This window comes from Streptomyces brasiliensis (genome assembly GCF_014647875.1).
Classification (GTDB): Bacteria; Actinomycetota; Actinomycetes; order Streptomycetales; family Streptomycetaceae; genus Streptomyces; species Streptomyces brasiliensis.
This window is the reverse complement of record NZ_BMQA01000008.1, coordinates 21086-36487: the sequence shown is the minus strand read 5'-3', so window position 1 is coordinate 36487 and position 15402 is coordinate 21086. Positions and strand designations below refer to the sequence as shown.

Below are 15402 nucleotides of genomic sequence, written 5' to 3'. Positions count from 1 at the left end.
ACATGAAGGCTGTGGTGTTCGAGCGGTACGGGGAAACCGCCGAGGTACGCGAGGTGGCGGACCCGGAGCCGGTCGAGCACGGGGTCGTGGTGCGGGTCGAGGCCACCGGCCTGTGCCGCAGCGACTGGCACGGCTGGATGGGCCACGACCCGGACATCACCCTGCCGCATGTGCCCGGTCATGAACTCGCCGGTGTCGTCGAGGCGGTGGGCGCCCGGGTGACCGGCTGGCGGCCCGGCGACCGGGTCACGGTGCCCTTCGTCTGCGCCTGCGGGACCTGCGCCGCCTGTGCGGCGGGCGACCAGCAGGTGTGCGAGCGGCAGAGCCAGCCGGGCTTCACGCACTGGGGCTCGTTCGCGCAGTACGTGGCGCTCGACCATGCCGACGTGAACCTCGTGGCGATCCCGGACGACATGTCCTTCGCCACCGCCGCCTCCCTCGGCTGCCGTTTCGCGACCGCGTTCCGGGCCGTCGTGCAGCAGGGCCGGTTGGCCGCGGGGGAGTGGGTCGCGGTGCACGGCTGCGGGGGCGTGGGCCTGTCGGCGGTGATGATCGCGGCGGCGTCGGGTGCGCGGGTGGTCGCCGTGGACGTGTCGACCGGAGCCCTGGACCTGGCGCGGAAGTTCGGCGCCGCCCAGTGCGTGGACGCCACGCGCACCCCGGACACGGCGGCGGAGATCCTGGAGCTGACCGGCGGCGGCGCCCATCTCTCCCTGGACGCGCTCGGCTCCCCGGCGACCTGCGCCGCATCGGTGAACGGCCTGCGCCGCCGGGGCCGGCACGTCCAGGTGGGCCTGCTGCCCTCCCCGGACGGTACGACCCCGGTGCCCATGGCCCGTGCCATCGCCCTGGAGCTCGAACTCCGCGGCAGCCACGGCATGGCCGCGCACACCTACCCCGGCATGCTGGAGCTGGTCCGCTCGGGCGTGCTGCGCCCCGACCTGCTGACGACGTCGACCGTCTCCCTGGACGCGGCGCCGGCGGCCCTCGCGGCGATGGACACCGCGGGCGGTGCGGGCGTCACGGTCATCGAGCCGTGGAGCTGAGCGCGGCCCACTCGCGGTCGAGGACCGCCATCAGCACCTCGTCGATCCACTCCCCGTCCCGCGTCATCGCCTCCCGCCGCACTCCCTCCACCACGAAGCCGACCTTCTCGTAGACGCGGCGGGCCCGGTGGTTGTCGCCGTAGACCTCCAACTGGATGCGGTGCAAGCCGAGATGGGAGAAGCCGTGGCCGACGATGAGGGACGTCGCCTCGGTGCCGAGCCCGCGGCCGCGGCCCCGGGGGCCGACAAGGGTGCGGAAGGTGCAACTGCGGCTGTCCGGGTCCCACTCGAACAGCACGACCTCGCCGACGAGTTCACCGGTGGTGCGGTCAGTGACGGCGAGGTCGAGCCGGTCGGGCTGCTCGGACCGGGAGCCGTACCAGGAACGCAGCCGCTCCAGGGTGAGTTCGCCGTTCGCCGGAAAGGTGAAGTGCACGACCTCGGGATCGCCGATGATCTCCCACATGGTGTCGGCGTCGTCCGCGGTGAACGGCCGCAGGACCGTCTTCTCGCCGGTGAGCAAGGGTTTGACGGAGAAAGTCATGCGACGCACTGTGCCCCACGCGCGGGCGGGGCACAGAACCGTTTTCGGGAGGCGGATCAGGGTTGTCTGCCGCCCCGGTTGCCCGGCCGGGAGGCCACCCAGGCCCGGACGGTGTCCGCGTACCAGAAGGGCTTGCCGCCCTCCACATGGTCGGGCGACGGGAGAAGTCCGTGCTTGCGGTAGGACCGCACGGTGTCCGGCTGCACCTTGATGTGCGCCGCGATCTCCTTGTAGGACCAGAGCCTTCGGTCGGTCATGAAGTGCACCTCCCTGCGCGCACCGCGGGGGCGGCCGGGAACGGCCGTCGGGGGAGCCGGGCGCTGCGCTGGCGATCACCAAGCCTGTGCCCGGTCAACGACGCACGGTGAGCGCGGGGAAGCGGCTGTCGACCGGCTGTGACCGAGAGCCCGCGTACACGCGACATGTGTGACACGACGGGGGTGTTTGTGACAGAGGTGACGCATAGGCGTACGCCCGCACAGGGCGGGGCGCGTTGACTCACGACCGCCGAGGGCGTACGCACTCACTCCGGACTCCCGGAACCTGGGCATGCCCAGAAAGTGACGAGCCGTCGGTCTCCGTTGCCTGTTCCGCACGGCCCGTGTCAGCCCGTTCGCCAATACCCCTGAATTCCGGATGAGTTCCGTCATGTGACGGCTGCCCCAGCCGAGTGTCAGGCCCCGCACGACCTCAGAAACGCGCGGGTCCGCCGGGCGATCGGCAGCGGCTTGTCGGGATCGCAGGGATACATGTCCTGCTCGACGATCGCGAACAGATCCACGTCCAGCTTCCGGGCCGCGTCCAGGACCGGGCCGAGCGCGGGCACGCCGGCCGGCGGCTCGCACATGACGCCCTGGGCGACGGCCGGCCCGAACGGGGTGGCGTTCGCCCGCACGTCGGCCAGGATCTCCGGGTCCACCTGCTTCAGGTGGAGATAGCCGATGCGCTCTCCGTACGTCTCGATGAGCTTGACGCTGTCCCCGCCACAGTAGGCGTAGTGCCCGGTGTCCAGGCAGAGCGACACCAGCGAGGAGTCGGTGCCGTCGAGGAAGCGGACGACGTTCTCCTCGCTGTCGATGTGGGTGTCGGCGTGCGGATGGACGACGATCGACAGGCCGTACCGCTCGCGCACCTCCCGCCCCAGTCGCTCGGTCAGCGAGGTCAGATTGCGCCACTGTTCGGCGGTCAGCGTGTCCGGCTCCAGAACCTCGCCGGTCTTGTCGTCGCGCCAGAAGGACGGGATGACGACCAGGTGCTCGGCACCCATGGCCTGGGTCAGCGCGGCGATGTCGGAGACGTGCTCCCACGTCTTGTCCCACACCGCCTCCCCGTGATGGAGCCCGGTGAAGACGGTGCCGGCCGACACCTTCAGCCCACGCCGTGCCGTCTCCTCGGTCAGGACCGCCGGGTCGGTCGGCAGATAGCCGTACGGGCCCAGCTCGATCCACTCGTAGCCGGAGCCCGCGACCTCGTCGAGGAAGCGCTGCCACGGCACCTGAACAGGGTCTTCGGGGAACCAGACGCCCCAGGAGTCGGGCGCCGAACCGATCCGGATGCGCGAGGCGCCGGAAGAGGGGGACTGTGGTGACAACGACGTCATGGCCGCCAGCGTGCGGCTCGCGGAAGGGGGTGTCAAGCTCTGGTCCGAATGTCTGGACAAAACATTGACAGGGCTCCCGTTGCGGGGCTAGAAACCGGGGGAGAGCCGCGCTCCGCCGCTGGGGCGCCCCGGAGGCGAGCCGGATGACGCAGAAGGGAAGCCGATGGCGTACGACCTGATCACCATGGGGCGGATCGGAGTGGACATCTACCCGTTGCAGGCGGGTGTCCCGCTCGCCCAGGTGTCCACCTTCGGCAAGTTCCTCGGCGGGTCGGCGACGAACGTCGCGGTCGCCGCGGCCCGCCTCGGCCGCCGGACCGCCGTGATCACCCGCACCGGTGACGACCCCTTCGGCACGTATCTGCACGAGGCCCTGCGCGGCTTCGGGGTCGACGACCGCTGGGTCACCCCGGTCCCCGGACTGCCCACCCCGGTCACCTTCTGCGAGGTCTTCCCGCCGGACGACTTCCCGCTCTACTTCTACCGGCAGCCCAAGGCGCCCGACCTGGAGATCGAGGCCCACGACCTGGACCTCGACGCCATCCGCGAGGCCGGCATCTTCTGGGTCACCGGCACCGGCCTGAGCGAGGAGCCCAGCCGTACGGCGACCCTCGCGGCCCTCGCCCGTCGCGCCAAGGCCGGGATCACGGTCTTCGACCTCGACTGGCGCCCGATGTTCTGGCAGGACCCCGACGAGGCCCGTCCCTTCTACACCGAGGCCCTGCGCCACACCACGGTCGCCGTCGGCAACCTCGACGAGGTGGAGGTCGCCACCGGAGTGCGCGAACCCCACGCCGCGGCCCGCGCCCTGCTCGACGCCGGTGTCGAACTCGCCGTCGTCAAGCAGGGGCCCAAGGGCGTCCTCGCGGTCAGCGCCACCGGCGAGTCCGCCGAGGTGCCGCCCCTGCCCGTCACGGTCCTCAACGGACTCGGCGCCGGGGACGCCTTCGGCGGCTCCCTGTGCCACGGACTGCTGGCCGGCTGGGACCTGGAGACGATCATGCGGCACGCCAACGCGGCCGGCGCGATCGTCGCCTCCCGGCTGGAGTGCTCCTCCGCGATGCCCACCCCGGACGAGGTGGCCGCCGCGCTCGAGGCCGGAGCGGTGCTGTGAGGGCGGGCAAGGTCGGCGGCGCCCACCACGAGGGCGGGGACGGCACTCGGCACACACGCGTGGACATCCCCGAGCTGGTCCGCACCCGCACCCACCACCCCGAGGCGATCGCCGAGGCCGCCGCACGCCGCGCCCGCAGGCCCCTGCTCGACGCGGACGGCCGGCTGATGATCGTCGCCGCCGACCATCCGGCGCGCGGCGCCCTCGGCGTCGGCGACAACAGGCTCGCCATGGCCAACCGCGCCGACCTGCTGGAGCGGCTGTGCCTCGCGCTGTCCCGGCCGGGTGTGGACGGCGTCCTCGCCACCGCCGACATCCTCGACGACCTGCTGCTGCTCGGCGTCCTCGACCACAAGGTCGTCATGGGCTCGATGAACCGCGGCGGCCTGCAGGGCGCATCCTTCGAACTCGACGACCGCTTCACCGGCCATCGCCCCGAGGACATCCAGCGCCTCGGCTTCGACGCCGGGAAGCTGCTCCTGCGCATCGACTACGACGACCCGGGCTCCCTGACCACCCTGGAGTCCGCCGCCCGTGCCATCGACGACATGGCCGCGCGCCGGCTCCCGGTCTTCGTCGAGCCGTTCATCAGCCGCCGCACCCCCGAGGGCCGGCTGAAGAACGACCTGTCCGCCGAGGCCGTCACCAAGTCCATCGCCATCGCCTCGGGTCTGGGCGGCAGTTCAGCCTACACCTGGCTCAAGGTCCCCGTCACCGACAACCCCGTCGACATGGCCCGTGTCATGGAGACCTCCACGCTCCCGGCCGTCCTCCTCGGCGGCGAGGTGGGTGGCTCCGCCGAAGAGCAGACCGCGGCGTACGAGAAGTGGCGCGGCGCGCTCCAACTGCCCACTGTGCGCGGCCTGGTGGTCGGCCGCACGCTGCTGTACCCGGCGGACGGCGACGTGGCCGCCGCCGTGGACACCGCCGTAGGACTGCTGTGAGGGCCGTATGACCAGCACCGACCTGCATCTGACCAAAGGCTCGACCGCGAGCGCCCAGTACGCCATCGACATCGACCCCAAGCGGGCCGGGTGGACGCACAGCAGCTTGCGCATCGTCGAACTGTTGCCCGGCGGAAGCCATATGTTCACCACGGGGGACAGTGAGTGGATCGTGCTTCCGCTCAGCGGCGGCTGTACCGTGCACATGGAGGACGAGGAGTTCCACATCCTTGGCCGGGACAGCGTGTTCGCGTCGGTCTCGGACTTCGTGTACGCGCCCCGGGACACCCGGGTCCAGATCGCCTCCGGTGCGGGAGGCCGCTTCGCCCTGGCAGGAGCGAAGTGCGAGCGACGACTCCCCGCCCGCTACGGCCCCGCGCCGGAGGTCCCCGTCGAGCAGCGTGGCAGCGGCGCGTCCGCGCGCGAGGTGCGCAACTTCGCCTCGGCCGACGCGTTCGAGTGCGACAAGCTCATCGCGGTCGAGGTGATCACGCCGGGCGGCAACTGGTCGTCGTATCCTCCGCACAAGCACGACGAACACCGGCCGGGCGAGGAGTCCGAGCTTGAGGAGATCTACTACTTCGAGATCGAGGGCCCGAACGGATTCGGGTACCAACGCGTATTCCCCTCCCGTGAGGGCGGATCCGACGTCCTCGCGGAGGTCCGCTCCGGCGACGCCGTCCTCGTCCCCGACGGATGGCACGGCCCGTCGATCGCGCAGCCCGGCCACGCGATGTACTACCTGAACGTCATGGCCGGTCCCGGCGCGACGCGGGAGTGGCGGATCTGCTTCCATCCGGCCCACGTAGAAAGCGCAGGAGGTTACCGATGACCTCTACGTCCTCGACGGTGAGGCTGACGGTCGCGCAGGCGCTCGTCCGCTTCCTGTCCGTCCAGTACACGCAGCGGGACGGCGAACGGCAGCGGCTGATCGGCGCGACCTGGGGCATCTTCGGCCACGGGAACGTCGCCGGGATCGGCCAGGCGCTCGTCGAGTACGGCGCCGACATGCCGTACCACCAGGGCCGCAACGAACAGGCCATGGTGCACGCGGCCGTCGGCTACGCGCGCCAGTCGAACCGCCTGTCCACGCACGCGGTCACGACGTCCATCGGCCCGGGCGCCACGAACCTGGTGACGGGCGCGGCGCTCGCCACGATCAACCACCTCCCGGTCCTGCTCCTGCCCGGCGACGTCTTCGCGGCCCGCCCCGCCGATCCGGTCCTCCAGCAGCTCGAAGTCCCGTACGCGGGCGACGTGTCGGTCAACGACAGCCTGCGCCCGGTGTCGAGGTACTTCGACCGCGTCACCCGGCCGGAAGCCCTGATCCCGTCGGCTCTTCAGGCCATGCGGGTCCTCACCGACCCGGTCGAGACCGGCGCCGTCACGCTCGCCCTGCCACAGGACGTGCAGGCGGAGGCGTACGACTGGCCCGAGGAGTTCTTCGCCGAGCGCGTCTGGACCGTACGGCGGCCGGGTGCCGACCCGGTCGAACTCGCCGAGGCGGTCCGGGCGGTCCGCGCGGCCCGCCGGCCCCTCGTCGTCGCGGGCGGCGGCGTCCACCACAGCCGCGCCGAGGAGGCCCTCGCCGAGTTCGCCGAGGCCACCCGCATCCCGGTCGCCTCCACCCAGGCCGGCAAGGGCTCCCTGCGCTGGGACCACCCCCAGGACGTCGGCGGCATCGGCCACACCGGCACCGCCACCGCCGACGAACTCGCCCGCACCGCCGACCTGGTGATCGGCGTCGGCACCCGTTACACCGACTTCACCACTGCTTCCGGCACCCTCTTCGAGAACCCGGACGTCCGTTTCCTCAACCTCAACATCGCCCCCTACGACGGTCACAAGCTCGCCGCGCTCCCGCTCGTCGCGGACGCCCGCAGCGGCCTCCAGGAGCTGACCGAGGCGCTGGGGATGCACGCTCACCGCGTCTCCGACGCGTACGTCACCGAGTACAGCGAGGACAAGGAGCGCTGGGAGCAGCGCGTCGAGGCGAGCTTCGAGGCCGACGAGCCGGACGTACGGCCGACGCAGCCGCAGGTCGTCGGTGCGCTGGACGCGATCGTCGACGAGTCCGACGTGATCATCAACGCGGCCGGCTCGCTCCCCGGCGATCTGCACAAGCTGTGGCGGGCGCGCTCGCGGGACCAGTACCACCTGGAGTACGGCTACTCCTGCATGGGGTACGAGATCCCGGCCGCGATCGGGGTGAAGCTCGCCGCTCCCGACCGGCCCGTGTGGGCGCTGGTCGGTGACGGGACGTATCTGATGATGCCGACCGAGATCGTGACTGCGGTGCAGGAGGGTATCGCGATCAAGGTCCTCCTGGTGCAGAACCACGGGTACGCCTCGATCGGCGGGCTGTCCGAGTCGGTGGGCGGCGAGCGGTTCGGCACCGCGTACCGCTACCCGGCCGGCGACGGCACCTACACCGGCGCCCCGCTGCCCGTCGACCTCGCCGCCAACGCGGCCAGCCTCGGCATGCGCGTGCTGCGCGCGAAGACCGTACGGGAGCTGCGCGCGGCGCTCGCCGAGGCGCGGGCCGCCGACACTCCCACATGTGTCTACGTGGAGACCGAAACCGCAGACACAGTGTCGGGCGCGCCTCCGGCGCAGGCCTGGTGGGATGTACCCGTGGCCGAGACCGCCACCCGATCGTCCGCGGTCAAGGCACGAGAGCTGTACGAACGGCACGTGTCGACCCGACGCCGCCATCTGTGAAGGAGTAACCGGGCATGACGAAGATCGTCAACCACTGGATCGGCGGCAAGACCGCCGAAGGCGCCTCGGGTACGTACGGGCCGGTCACGGACCCGGCGACCGGCGAGGTCACCACGAAGGTCGCGTTCGCGAGCGTGGCGGAGGTGGACGCGGCCGTCGCCGCGGCCAAGGACGCCTTCGCGAGCTGGGGTATCTCCTCGCTCGCCAAGCGCACGGAGATCCTCTTCCGCTTCCGCGCGCTGCTCGACGCCCACCGTGACGAGATCGCCGAGCTGATCACGGCCGAGCACGGCAAGGTGCACTCCGACGCGCTGGGCGAGGTCGCGCGCGGCCTGGAGATCGTCGACCTGGCCTGCGGCATCAACGTGCAGCTGAAGGGTGAGCTGTCCACGCAGGTCGCCAGCCGTGTCGACGTGGCCGCGATCCGCCAGCCGCTGGGTGTCGTCGCGGGTATCACGCCGTTCAACTTCCCGGCGATGGTGCCGATGTGGATGTTCCCGATCGCCATCGCGACCGGCAACACGTTCGTGCTGAAGCCGAGCGAGAAGGACCCGTCGGCGTCCCTGAAGCTCGCCGAGCTGCTGGCCGAGGCGGGGTTGCCGGACGGCGTCTTCAACGTCGTCCACGGCGACAAGGTGGCGGTGGACCGCCTCCTGGAGCACCCGGACGTGAAGGCGGTGTCGTTCGTCGGCTCGACGCCCATCGCCCGCTACATCCACACCACGGCCTCCGCGAACGGCAAGCGCGTCCAGGCGCTGGGCGGCGCCAAGAACCACATGCTGGTCCTGCCGGACGCCGACCTGGACGCGGCGGCGGACGCGGCGGTCTCGGCGGCGTACGGTTCGGCGGGCGAGCGCTGCATGGCCATCTCCGCCGTCGTCGCGGTCGGTTCGATCGGCGACACGCTGGTGGAGAAGATCCGCGAGCGCGCCGAGAAGATCAAGATCGGCCCCGGCAACGACCCGACGTCCGAGATGGGCCCGCTGATCACCGCCGCCCACCGCGACAAGGTGGCGTCGTACGTGACCGGCGCCGCCGCCGAGGGCGCCGAGGTCGTCCTGGACGGCACCGGCTACACGGTCGAGGGCTTCGAGGACGGCCACTGGATCGGTATCTCGCTGCTCGACAAGGTGCCGACCAGCGCGAAGGCGTACCAGGACGAGATCTTCGGCCCGGTCCTGTCGGTCCTGCGCGTCGACACGTACGAGGAGGGCGTGGCCCTCATCAACGCCTCGCCGTTCGGCAACGGCACGGCGATCTTCACCCGGGACGGCGGCGCCGCCCGTCGCTTCCAGCTGGAGATCGAGGCGGGCATGGTCGGCGTGAACGTGCCGATCCCGGTGCCGGTGGGCTACCACTCCTTCGGCGGCTGGAAGGACTCGCTCTTCGGCGACCACCACATCTACGGCAACGACGGCACGCACTTCTACACCCGCGGCAAGGTCGTCACCACCCGCTGGCCCGACCCGGCCGACGCCCCGGCCGGCGTGGACCTCGGGTTCCCGCGCAACCACTGAGTGTGACCGAAACTCCCCGTCAGGCCGTCCGGATAGCGGACGGCCTGACATTTTTTTAACGCCTTGCCTTCGGTTCCCGTTTTGAGGGAGGAAACGGGTAACGCAAGAGATATGTCATGTTGACCTTCGAAAGCAAGGTCGCATAACAGATGGTCTTGTTGAACGAACCACTAGAGCGTCAACGCCTGGGAAAGTGATGTGAGCTGCGTCGCTTTGCGAGTGCGGAATCCGAAGGTTAACCGCCATTGACGCCACGGTTTTCGTCGGGGTTCCATCAGCGCAACCCGCCGCTCGAGTCGATCGGAACCACCGTATGACCGACACGCTCCGCCCTGTCGAGAACGCCGTCCAGGACGGTGCCGCCAGGGTCTCGGACAGCCCGCAGAAGCTCAAGCGTTCCATCGGCGTCGTCGGCGGCACTCTCCTGACCCTCTCGTGCGTCACGCCCGCCTCCACGCTCTTCGTGGTCGTCCCCGACCTGTTCGGCTCGCTCGGCACGGCCACCGCCCTGACGATCGCCATCGGCTCCCTCCTCTGTATCGCCGTGGCGTTCTGTTACTCGGAGCTGGGCACCCTGATCCCCAGCGCGGGCGGCGAGTACGCCATGGTGTCGACGATGGCCGGGCGGCTGGCGGGCTGGCTGGTCTTCGTGCTGTCCCTGCTGGTCGTGATGATCGTGCCGCCCGTGATCGCGATGGGTACGGCCGACTATCTCGCCCCGATCGTCCACCTCGACCCGGCCATGACCGGTGCCGGCGTGATGCTGCTCGCCACCCTCGCCGGTCTGCTCGACCTGCGCGCCAACGCCTGGATCACCGGCATCTTCCTGGTCCTCGAGGTCATCGCCGCCGGTGTCGTCGCCCTCCTCGGCTTCGCGCACGGCCACCGCGGTCTCGGCAGCCTCACCTCGATGCAGGTGGCCGGCGCGAACGGGCACACGGACACCGTCACGGCCATGCTGATCGTCTCCGGCCTCGCCATCGCCCTCTTCATCACCCAGGGCTTCTCGACCGCCGTCTACCTCTCCGAGGAGCTGGAGAACCCGCGCCGCAACGTCGCCCGCACGGTCCTCGCCACCCTCGCCATCTCCACCGTGATCATCCTGGTCCCGGTCGTCGCCATCACGCTGGGCGCCTCCGACATCAAGGAGCTGACCGGCGGGGACATCGGCTCCATGGTCACCGCCTGGTCCAACTCGGCCGTCGGCACCTTCGTCAGCCTGTGCGTCGCCCTCGCGATCATCAACGCCGGCATCGTCATGGTCATCCAGAACTCCCGGGTCCTGTTCGCCTCGGCCCGCGACAAGGCCTGGCCCGAGCCGGTCAACGACGTCTTCTCCAAGCTCGGCCGCTTCGGCTCCCCCTGGGTCGCCACGCTCGCGGTGGGAGTCCCCGGGGCGCTGCTCTGCTTCGTCAACCTGGACACGCTGTACGGCGTCACGGGCGTCTCGGTGACCGGCATGTACCTGCTCGTCGCGGTCGCCGCCCTGCTGGCCCGGCGCGGTTCCCACAAGCACACGCCCGCCTGGCGGATGCCGCTGTGGCCCGCGATGCCCGTCCTGCTGATCGCCGTCCTGGGCTACATCCTCAGCCAGCAGGAGACCGGCTACCTCCTGTGGACCGGCGGCATCACGGCCGCGGCCACCCTCTACTGGGTCTTCTACCTCCGCCCGCGCCGCGAGACCCGCTGGCTGGTGTCGATCCCGGAGGACGCGCGGGCGTAGGCCCCGTCAGAAGTCCCACGTCACCACCGAGCACGACCCCTCGTCCTTGCCGCCCGCACTGCGATAGGCGGCGAGGGCGACGTCGTTCCCGGTGTCGACCAGGACCCACATGCCGTAACAGCCCAGCTCCCGGCCGAGTGCGCCCAGCCGCCAGATCAGCGCCCGCCCGATGCCGCGGCGCCGGTACGGCTCCGCGACACCGAGTTCGTACAGGAACATCTCGGTGCCCTTGTCGGGGTGGATCGTCTCGACGCCGCTGACGAAGCCGACGGGGGGCGCTCGCCGTCCTCGTAGGCCAGGAACAGATGGTGTCCCGCCGCCGTCAGGAAGCGCTCGGCCCACTCGGTGCGCACGGGATGGTCGAAGAGGTGCTCGGCGGCGGCGACTTCGGCCACGGAACCGGCAGGACGAATCTCCATGGGCCTTCGTACCACGGCTGGTGTACATGGCGGCAGGGCCGTACTCCCCGAGGAGGGGCGGGGGTTCAGCCCGACGGCTGCATCGGTTGTCGGTGGCGGCCCGTACCGTTGAGGCATGGATCTTCGACTGCCCCTGCCGCCCCGGAGGCGAAAGTGATTCGGCGGAGGCCGCGGTGGCTGCCGGCCGCCGTGGCCGCCGTCGTCGTGCTCGCCGGCGCGGGGACGTGGACGGCGGTCGCCGCCTCCGACGACGCGCCCGCGGTGCGCCGCGCCGACCGGGTCATGGACATGGGCGACGGGGTGCGCCTCGACACCTCGTACTTCACGGCCGCCGCCACGGGCCGCCGCCCCGCCGTCCTGCTGGCGCACGGCTTCGGCGGCAGCAAGGCCGACGTGCGCCAGGAGGCCGAGGACCTGGCCCGTGACGGGTACGCGGTGCTGACGTGGTCCGCGCGCGGCTTCGGCAGGTCCACGGGCAGGATCGGCCTGAACGACCCGAAGCACGAGGTCGCCGACGTCTCCGGGCTGATCGACTGGCTGGCGAAGCAGCCCCAGGTCCGCCTCGACCACCCCGGCGACCCGCGCGTGGGCGTGGCCGGCGCGTCGTACGGCGGCGCGATCTCCCTGCTCGCCGCCGGACACGACGACCGGGTGGACGCCGTCGCCCCGGCGATCACCTACTGGAACCTCGCCGACGCCCTGTTCCCGAACGGCGTCTTCAAGAAGCTGTGGGCCGGGATCTTCTTCAACACAGGCGGCGGCTGCGCCAAGTTCGAGCCCGCGCTGTGCGCGATGTACGACCGGGTCGCCGAGTCGGGCAGACCGGACACCGCCGCCCGCACGCTCCTCGAGGAGCGCTCGCCGTCCGCCGTCGCCGACCGGATCAAGGTGCCCACGCTGCTGCTGCAGGGCCAGACCGACTCCCTGTTCACGCTCGCCCAGTCCGACGCCGCCGCGAAGGCGATCCGGGCGAACGGCGCCCCGGTCGACGTCGACTGGATCGCGGGCGGGCACGACGGCGGGGACCTGGAGACCGGCCGCGTCCAGTCGAGGGTGACGGCCTGGTTCGACCGCTATCTGAAGGGCGACAAGGGCGCCGCCACCGGCCCCGCCTTCCGTATCACCCGCACCGGAGGCGTCGACTCCACCGACGGCGCCGCCCTGCTGCGCGGCGCGAGCGCGGACACCTATCCCGGCCTGGAGAACGACCGGCGCGCCATCGCCCTGACCGGCGGCACCCAGCACGTCGACAACCCGGCCGGGGCCAGCCCGCCCGGCGTCTCGGCCCTGCCCGGCCTCGGCGGCGCGGGCGGCCTCACCCAGCTGTCCGCCCTGGGCGTCGGCGTCTCGCTCGACTTTCCCGGCCAGTTCGCCAAGTTCGACTCGGCGCCTGTGACCGGTGACCTGCGGATCACCGGATCGCCGACGGTCACCGTGCACGTGACGTCGACGGGCGACGAGGCCGTGCTCTTCGGGAAGGTGTACGACGTCTCGCCGGGCGGCACCCAGCAGGTGCTGCCCTCCCAGCTGGTCACACCCGTGCGCGTCGAGGGCGCCAGGTCCGGCAGGGACGTCACGGTCACGCTCCCGGCGATCGACCACGACGTGCAGAAGGGCCACCGCCTCCGCCTGGTCCTCGCCTCGACGGACCTCGGCTACGCCTCACCGGTCGCCCCGGCGACGTACACCGTCTCCCTGAAGGGCGACCTGAGCGTGCCGACGGCACCCGGTGTGACCACCGCGGCGGCTCCGCTGCCCGCCTGGGTGTGGTGGCTGCCCGCGGCGGGCGCCCTGCTCGCCCTGGCCCTGCTGCTGACCGGCCGCAGGCGTACGGCGGTCCCGGCGCCGCTCGAACCTGCCCTGACCGAAGTCCCGCTGCAGATAACCGACTTGAGTAAGCGCTACGCCCGCTCGTCCGACCGGTACGCGGTGCGCGAGCTGTCCTTCCGCGTCGAGAAGGGTCAGGTGCTCGGGCTGCTCGGGCCGAACGGCGCGGGCAAGACGACGACCCTGCGCATGCTCATGGGCCTCATCAAGCCGGACGACGGCGAGATCCGCGTCTTCGGTCACGCGATCCGGCCGGGCGCGCCGGTGCTGTCTCGGGTCGGGGCGTTCGTGGAGGGCGCGGGTTTCCTGCCGCACCTGTCCGGGCGCGAGAACCTGGAGCTGTACTGGCAGGCGACGGGCCGTCCGCCCGAGGACGCCCGTCTCGAGGAGGCCCTCGAGATCGCGGGCCTCGGCGACGCCCTCGCCCGAGCCGTCCGCACCTACTCCCAGGGCATGCGCCAGCGCCTCGCCATCGCCCAGGCCATGCTCGGCCTGCCCGACCTCCTCATCCTCGACGAGCCGACCAATGGCCTCGACCCGCCGCAGATCCGCGAGATGCGCGAGGTGATGATCCGTTACGCGGCCGCGGGCCGCACGGTGATCGTCTCCAGCCATCTCCTCGCGGAGGTCGAGCAGTCCTGCACCCACCTCGTGGTGATGGACCGCGGCCGCCTCGTCCAGGCGGGCCCGGTGGCGGAGATCATCGGCTCGGGCGACACTCTGCTGGTCGGCACCGCCACACCCGTGGACGAACCGGTCGTCGAGAAGGTGGCCGCGCTCACCGGCGTCGCCTCCGCCGTGCGCACCGACGACGGGCTCCTGGTCCGCCTCGACGCCACGGGCAGCGCGGCACGCCTGGTGGCCGAACTGATCCGGCTCGACGTGCCCGTGGAGTCGGTCGGTCCGCACCGCCGTCTCGAGGACGCCTTCCTCACCCTGATCGGAGGTTCCGCATGAGTACGGTCACCGAGCCCGTCGAGGTCGCCTCCGGTTACCGGGCGGGGCGGACGCTGCCCCTCCGGGTGGAGCTGGTACGCCAGTTGAAGCGGCGGCGCACGCTCGTCATGGGCGCGATCCTCGCCGTCCTGCCGTTCGTGCTGCTCGTCGCCTTCGCGGTCGGCGGCGAGCCGGGCGGCCGCAACGGCCAGGTCACCCTGATGGACACGGCCACCGCGTCCGGCGCCAACTTCGCCGCGGTGAACCTGTTCGTCTCGGCGGGCTTTCTCCTGGTCATCCCGGTCGCCCTGTTCTGCGGGGACACCGTGGCCTCGGAGGCCGGCTGGTCCTCCCTGCGCTATCTGCTCGCCGCCCCCGTGCCCCGCGCCCGCCTGCTGTGGTCCAAGCTCGTGGTCGGTCTCGGACTCAGCCTCGCGGCGATGATCCTGCTCCCGCTCGTGGCGCTCGCCGTCGGCACCGCCGCCTACGGCTGGGGCCCGCTGGAGATCCCCACCGGCGGCGCGCTCGACCCGGGCACGGCGGCGCAGCGCCTGGTCGTGGTCGTGGCGTACATCTTCGTGTCCCAACTGGTCACCGCCGGGCTGGCGTTCTGGCTGTCGACGAAGACGGACGCCCCGCTGGGCGCGGTCGGCGGCGCGGTCGGCCTGACCATCGTCGGCAACGTCCTGGACGCCGTCACCGCCCTCGGCCGGTGGCGCGACTTCCTGCCCGCCCACTGGCAGTTCGCCTGGGCCGACGCAGTACAGCCGCATCCCGAGTGGTCCGGCATGATCCAGGGCACGGCGATTTCGATAACGTACGCGCTCGTGCTGTTCGCCCTGGCCTTCCGGGGTTTCGCCCGCAAGGACATCGTCTCCTAGGTCACCGGAGGATCACCCACCGGTCTCGACGGCCCTGCTCCGTGGCCTCTTTGAGATCGTTCCGCAACGCCCCGTACCGCACGTTCCGCCGCCGTACGCCGTCACAGTCACAGAAGTCGACGTCAATCGG

Annotated in this window: 12 protein-coding genes and 1 pseudogene; 9 read left to right on the top strand and 4 right to left on the bottom strand. The window is 71.3% G+C overall.

The features are described from left to right. Positions 1-2: 2 nt before the first annotated feature. Positions 3-1046: a zinc-dependent alcohol dehydrogenase family protein gene (locus IEZ19_RS14685; protein ID WP_189311618.1), complete on the top strand. Its 1044-nt coding sequence runs from the start codon at positions 3-5 to the stop codon at positions 1044-1046. Here the strand turns inward: IEZ19_RS14685 and IEZ19_RS14680 are convergent. The 3 genes from IEZ19_RS14680 to IEZ19_RS14670 form a co-directional block, all read right to left on the bottom strand. Further along, positions 1027-1590: a GNAT family N-acetyltransferase gene (locus IEZ19_RS14680; RefSeq protein WP_189311617.1), complete on the bottom strand. Its 564-nt coding sequence runs from the start codon at positions 1588-1590 to the stop codon at positions 1027-1029. The two genes, IEZ19_RS14685 and IEZ19_RS14680, sit on opposite strands and share 20 nt — an antisense overlap. Positions 1591-1646: 56 nt before the next feature. Next, positions 1647-1847 carry a helix-turn-helix transcriptional regulator gene (locus IEZ19_RS14675; RefSeq protein ID WP_189311616.1) on the bottom strand — a complete coding sequence of 67 codons (201 nt, stop codon included), beginning with the start codon at positions 1845-1847 and terminating at the stop codon, positions 1647-1649. 416 nt (positions 1848-2263) lie between these two features. After that, positions 2264-3190 (bottom strand): sugar phosphate isomerase/epimerase family protein, encoded by a 927-nt coding sequence (locus tag IEZ19_RS14670; protein ID WP_189311615.1) that lies wholly within the window; start codon positions 3188-3190, stop codon positions 2264-2266. A 163-nt stretch (positions 3191-3353) separates the two neighbouring features. Between IEZ19_RS14670 and iolC the strand changes: the two genes are divergently transcribed. The 6 genes from iolC to IEZ19_RS14640 all read left to right on the top strand — a co-directional run bounded on the left by iolC (position 3354) and on the right by IEZ19_RS14640 (position 11209). Then, positions 3354-4304 (top strand): 5-dehydro-2-deoxygluconokinase, encoded by a 951-nt coding sequence (gene iolC, locus IEZ19_RS14665; protein ID WP_189311614.1) that lies wholly within the window; start codon positions 3354-3356, stop codon positions 4302-4304. 59 nt (positions 4305-4363) lie between these two features. Continuing rightward, positions 4364-5248, top strand: coding sequence for a Cgl0159 family (beta/alpha)8-fold protein (locus tag IEZ19_RS14660; RefSeq protein ID WP_229840354.1), 885 nt, complete (start codon positions 4364-4366; stop codon positions 5246-5248). Positions 5249-5255: 7 nt separating this feature from the next. After that, positions 5256-6080 (top strand): 5-deoxy-glucuronate isomerase, encoded by an 825-nt coding sequence (iolB, locus tag IEZ19_RS14655; protein ID WP_189311613.1) that lies wholly within the window; start codon positions 5256-5258, stop codon positions 6078-6080. Further along, complete coding sequence (gene iolD, locus IEZ19_RS14650; RefSeq protein ID WP_189311612.1) at positions 6077-7969, top strand: 3D-(3,5/4)-trihydroxycyclohexane-1,2-dione acylhydrolase (decyclizing); 1893 nt, start codon at positions 6077-6079, stop codon at positions 7967-7969. The genes iolB and iolD overlap by 4 nt, the downstream gene beginning before the upstream one ends. A 14-nt stretch (positions 7970-7983) precedes the next feature. After that, positions 7984-9486 (top strand): CoA-acylating methylmalonate-semialdehyde dehydrogenase, encoded by a 1503-nt coding sequence (gene mmsA / locus IEZ19_RS14645; protein ID WP_189311611.1) that lies wholly within the window; start codon positions 7984-7986, stop codon positions 9484-9486. A gap of 313 nt (positions 9487-9799) precedes the next feature. Then, positions 9800-11209 carry an APC family permease gene (locus IEZ19_RS14640; protein ID WP_189311610.1) on the top strand — a complete coding sequence of 470 codons (1410 nt, stop codon included), beginning with the start codon at positions 9800-9802 and terminating at the stop codon, positions 11207-11209. A 6-nt stretch (positions 11210-11215) separates the two neighbouring features. Here IEZ19_RS14640 and IEZ19_RS14635 read toward each other — a convergent pair. After that, positions 11216-11628 (bottom strand): annotated as a pseudogene (locus IEZ19_RS14635) (GNAT family N-acetyltransferase). 153 nt (positions 11629-11781) lie between these two features. On the opposite strand from IEZ19_RS14635, the gene IEZ19_RS14630 reads away from it, so the two are divergent. Further along, on the top strand, positions 11782-14412 hold the full coding sequence (locus IEZ19_RS14630; protein ID WP_189311609.1) for a CocE/NonD family hydrolase: 2631 nt from the start codon (positions 11782-11784) through the stop codon (positions 14410-14412). Beyond that, positions 14409-15272: an ABC transporter permease gene (locus IEZ19_RS14625; RefSeq protein ID WP_189311608.1), complete on the top strand. Its 864-nt coding sequence runs from the start codon at positions 14409-14411 to the stop codon at positions 15270-15272. Before IEZ19_RS14630 ends, IEZ19_RS14625 begins: the two co-directional genes overlap by 4 nt. The last annotated feature ends 130 nt before the right edge of the window (positions 15273-15402 follow it).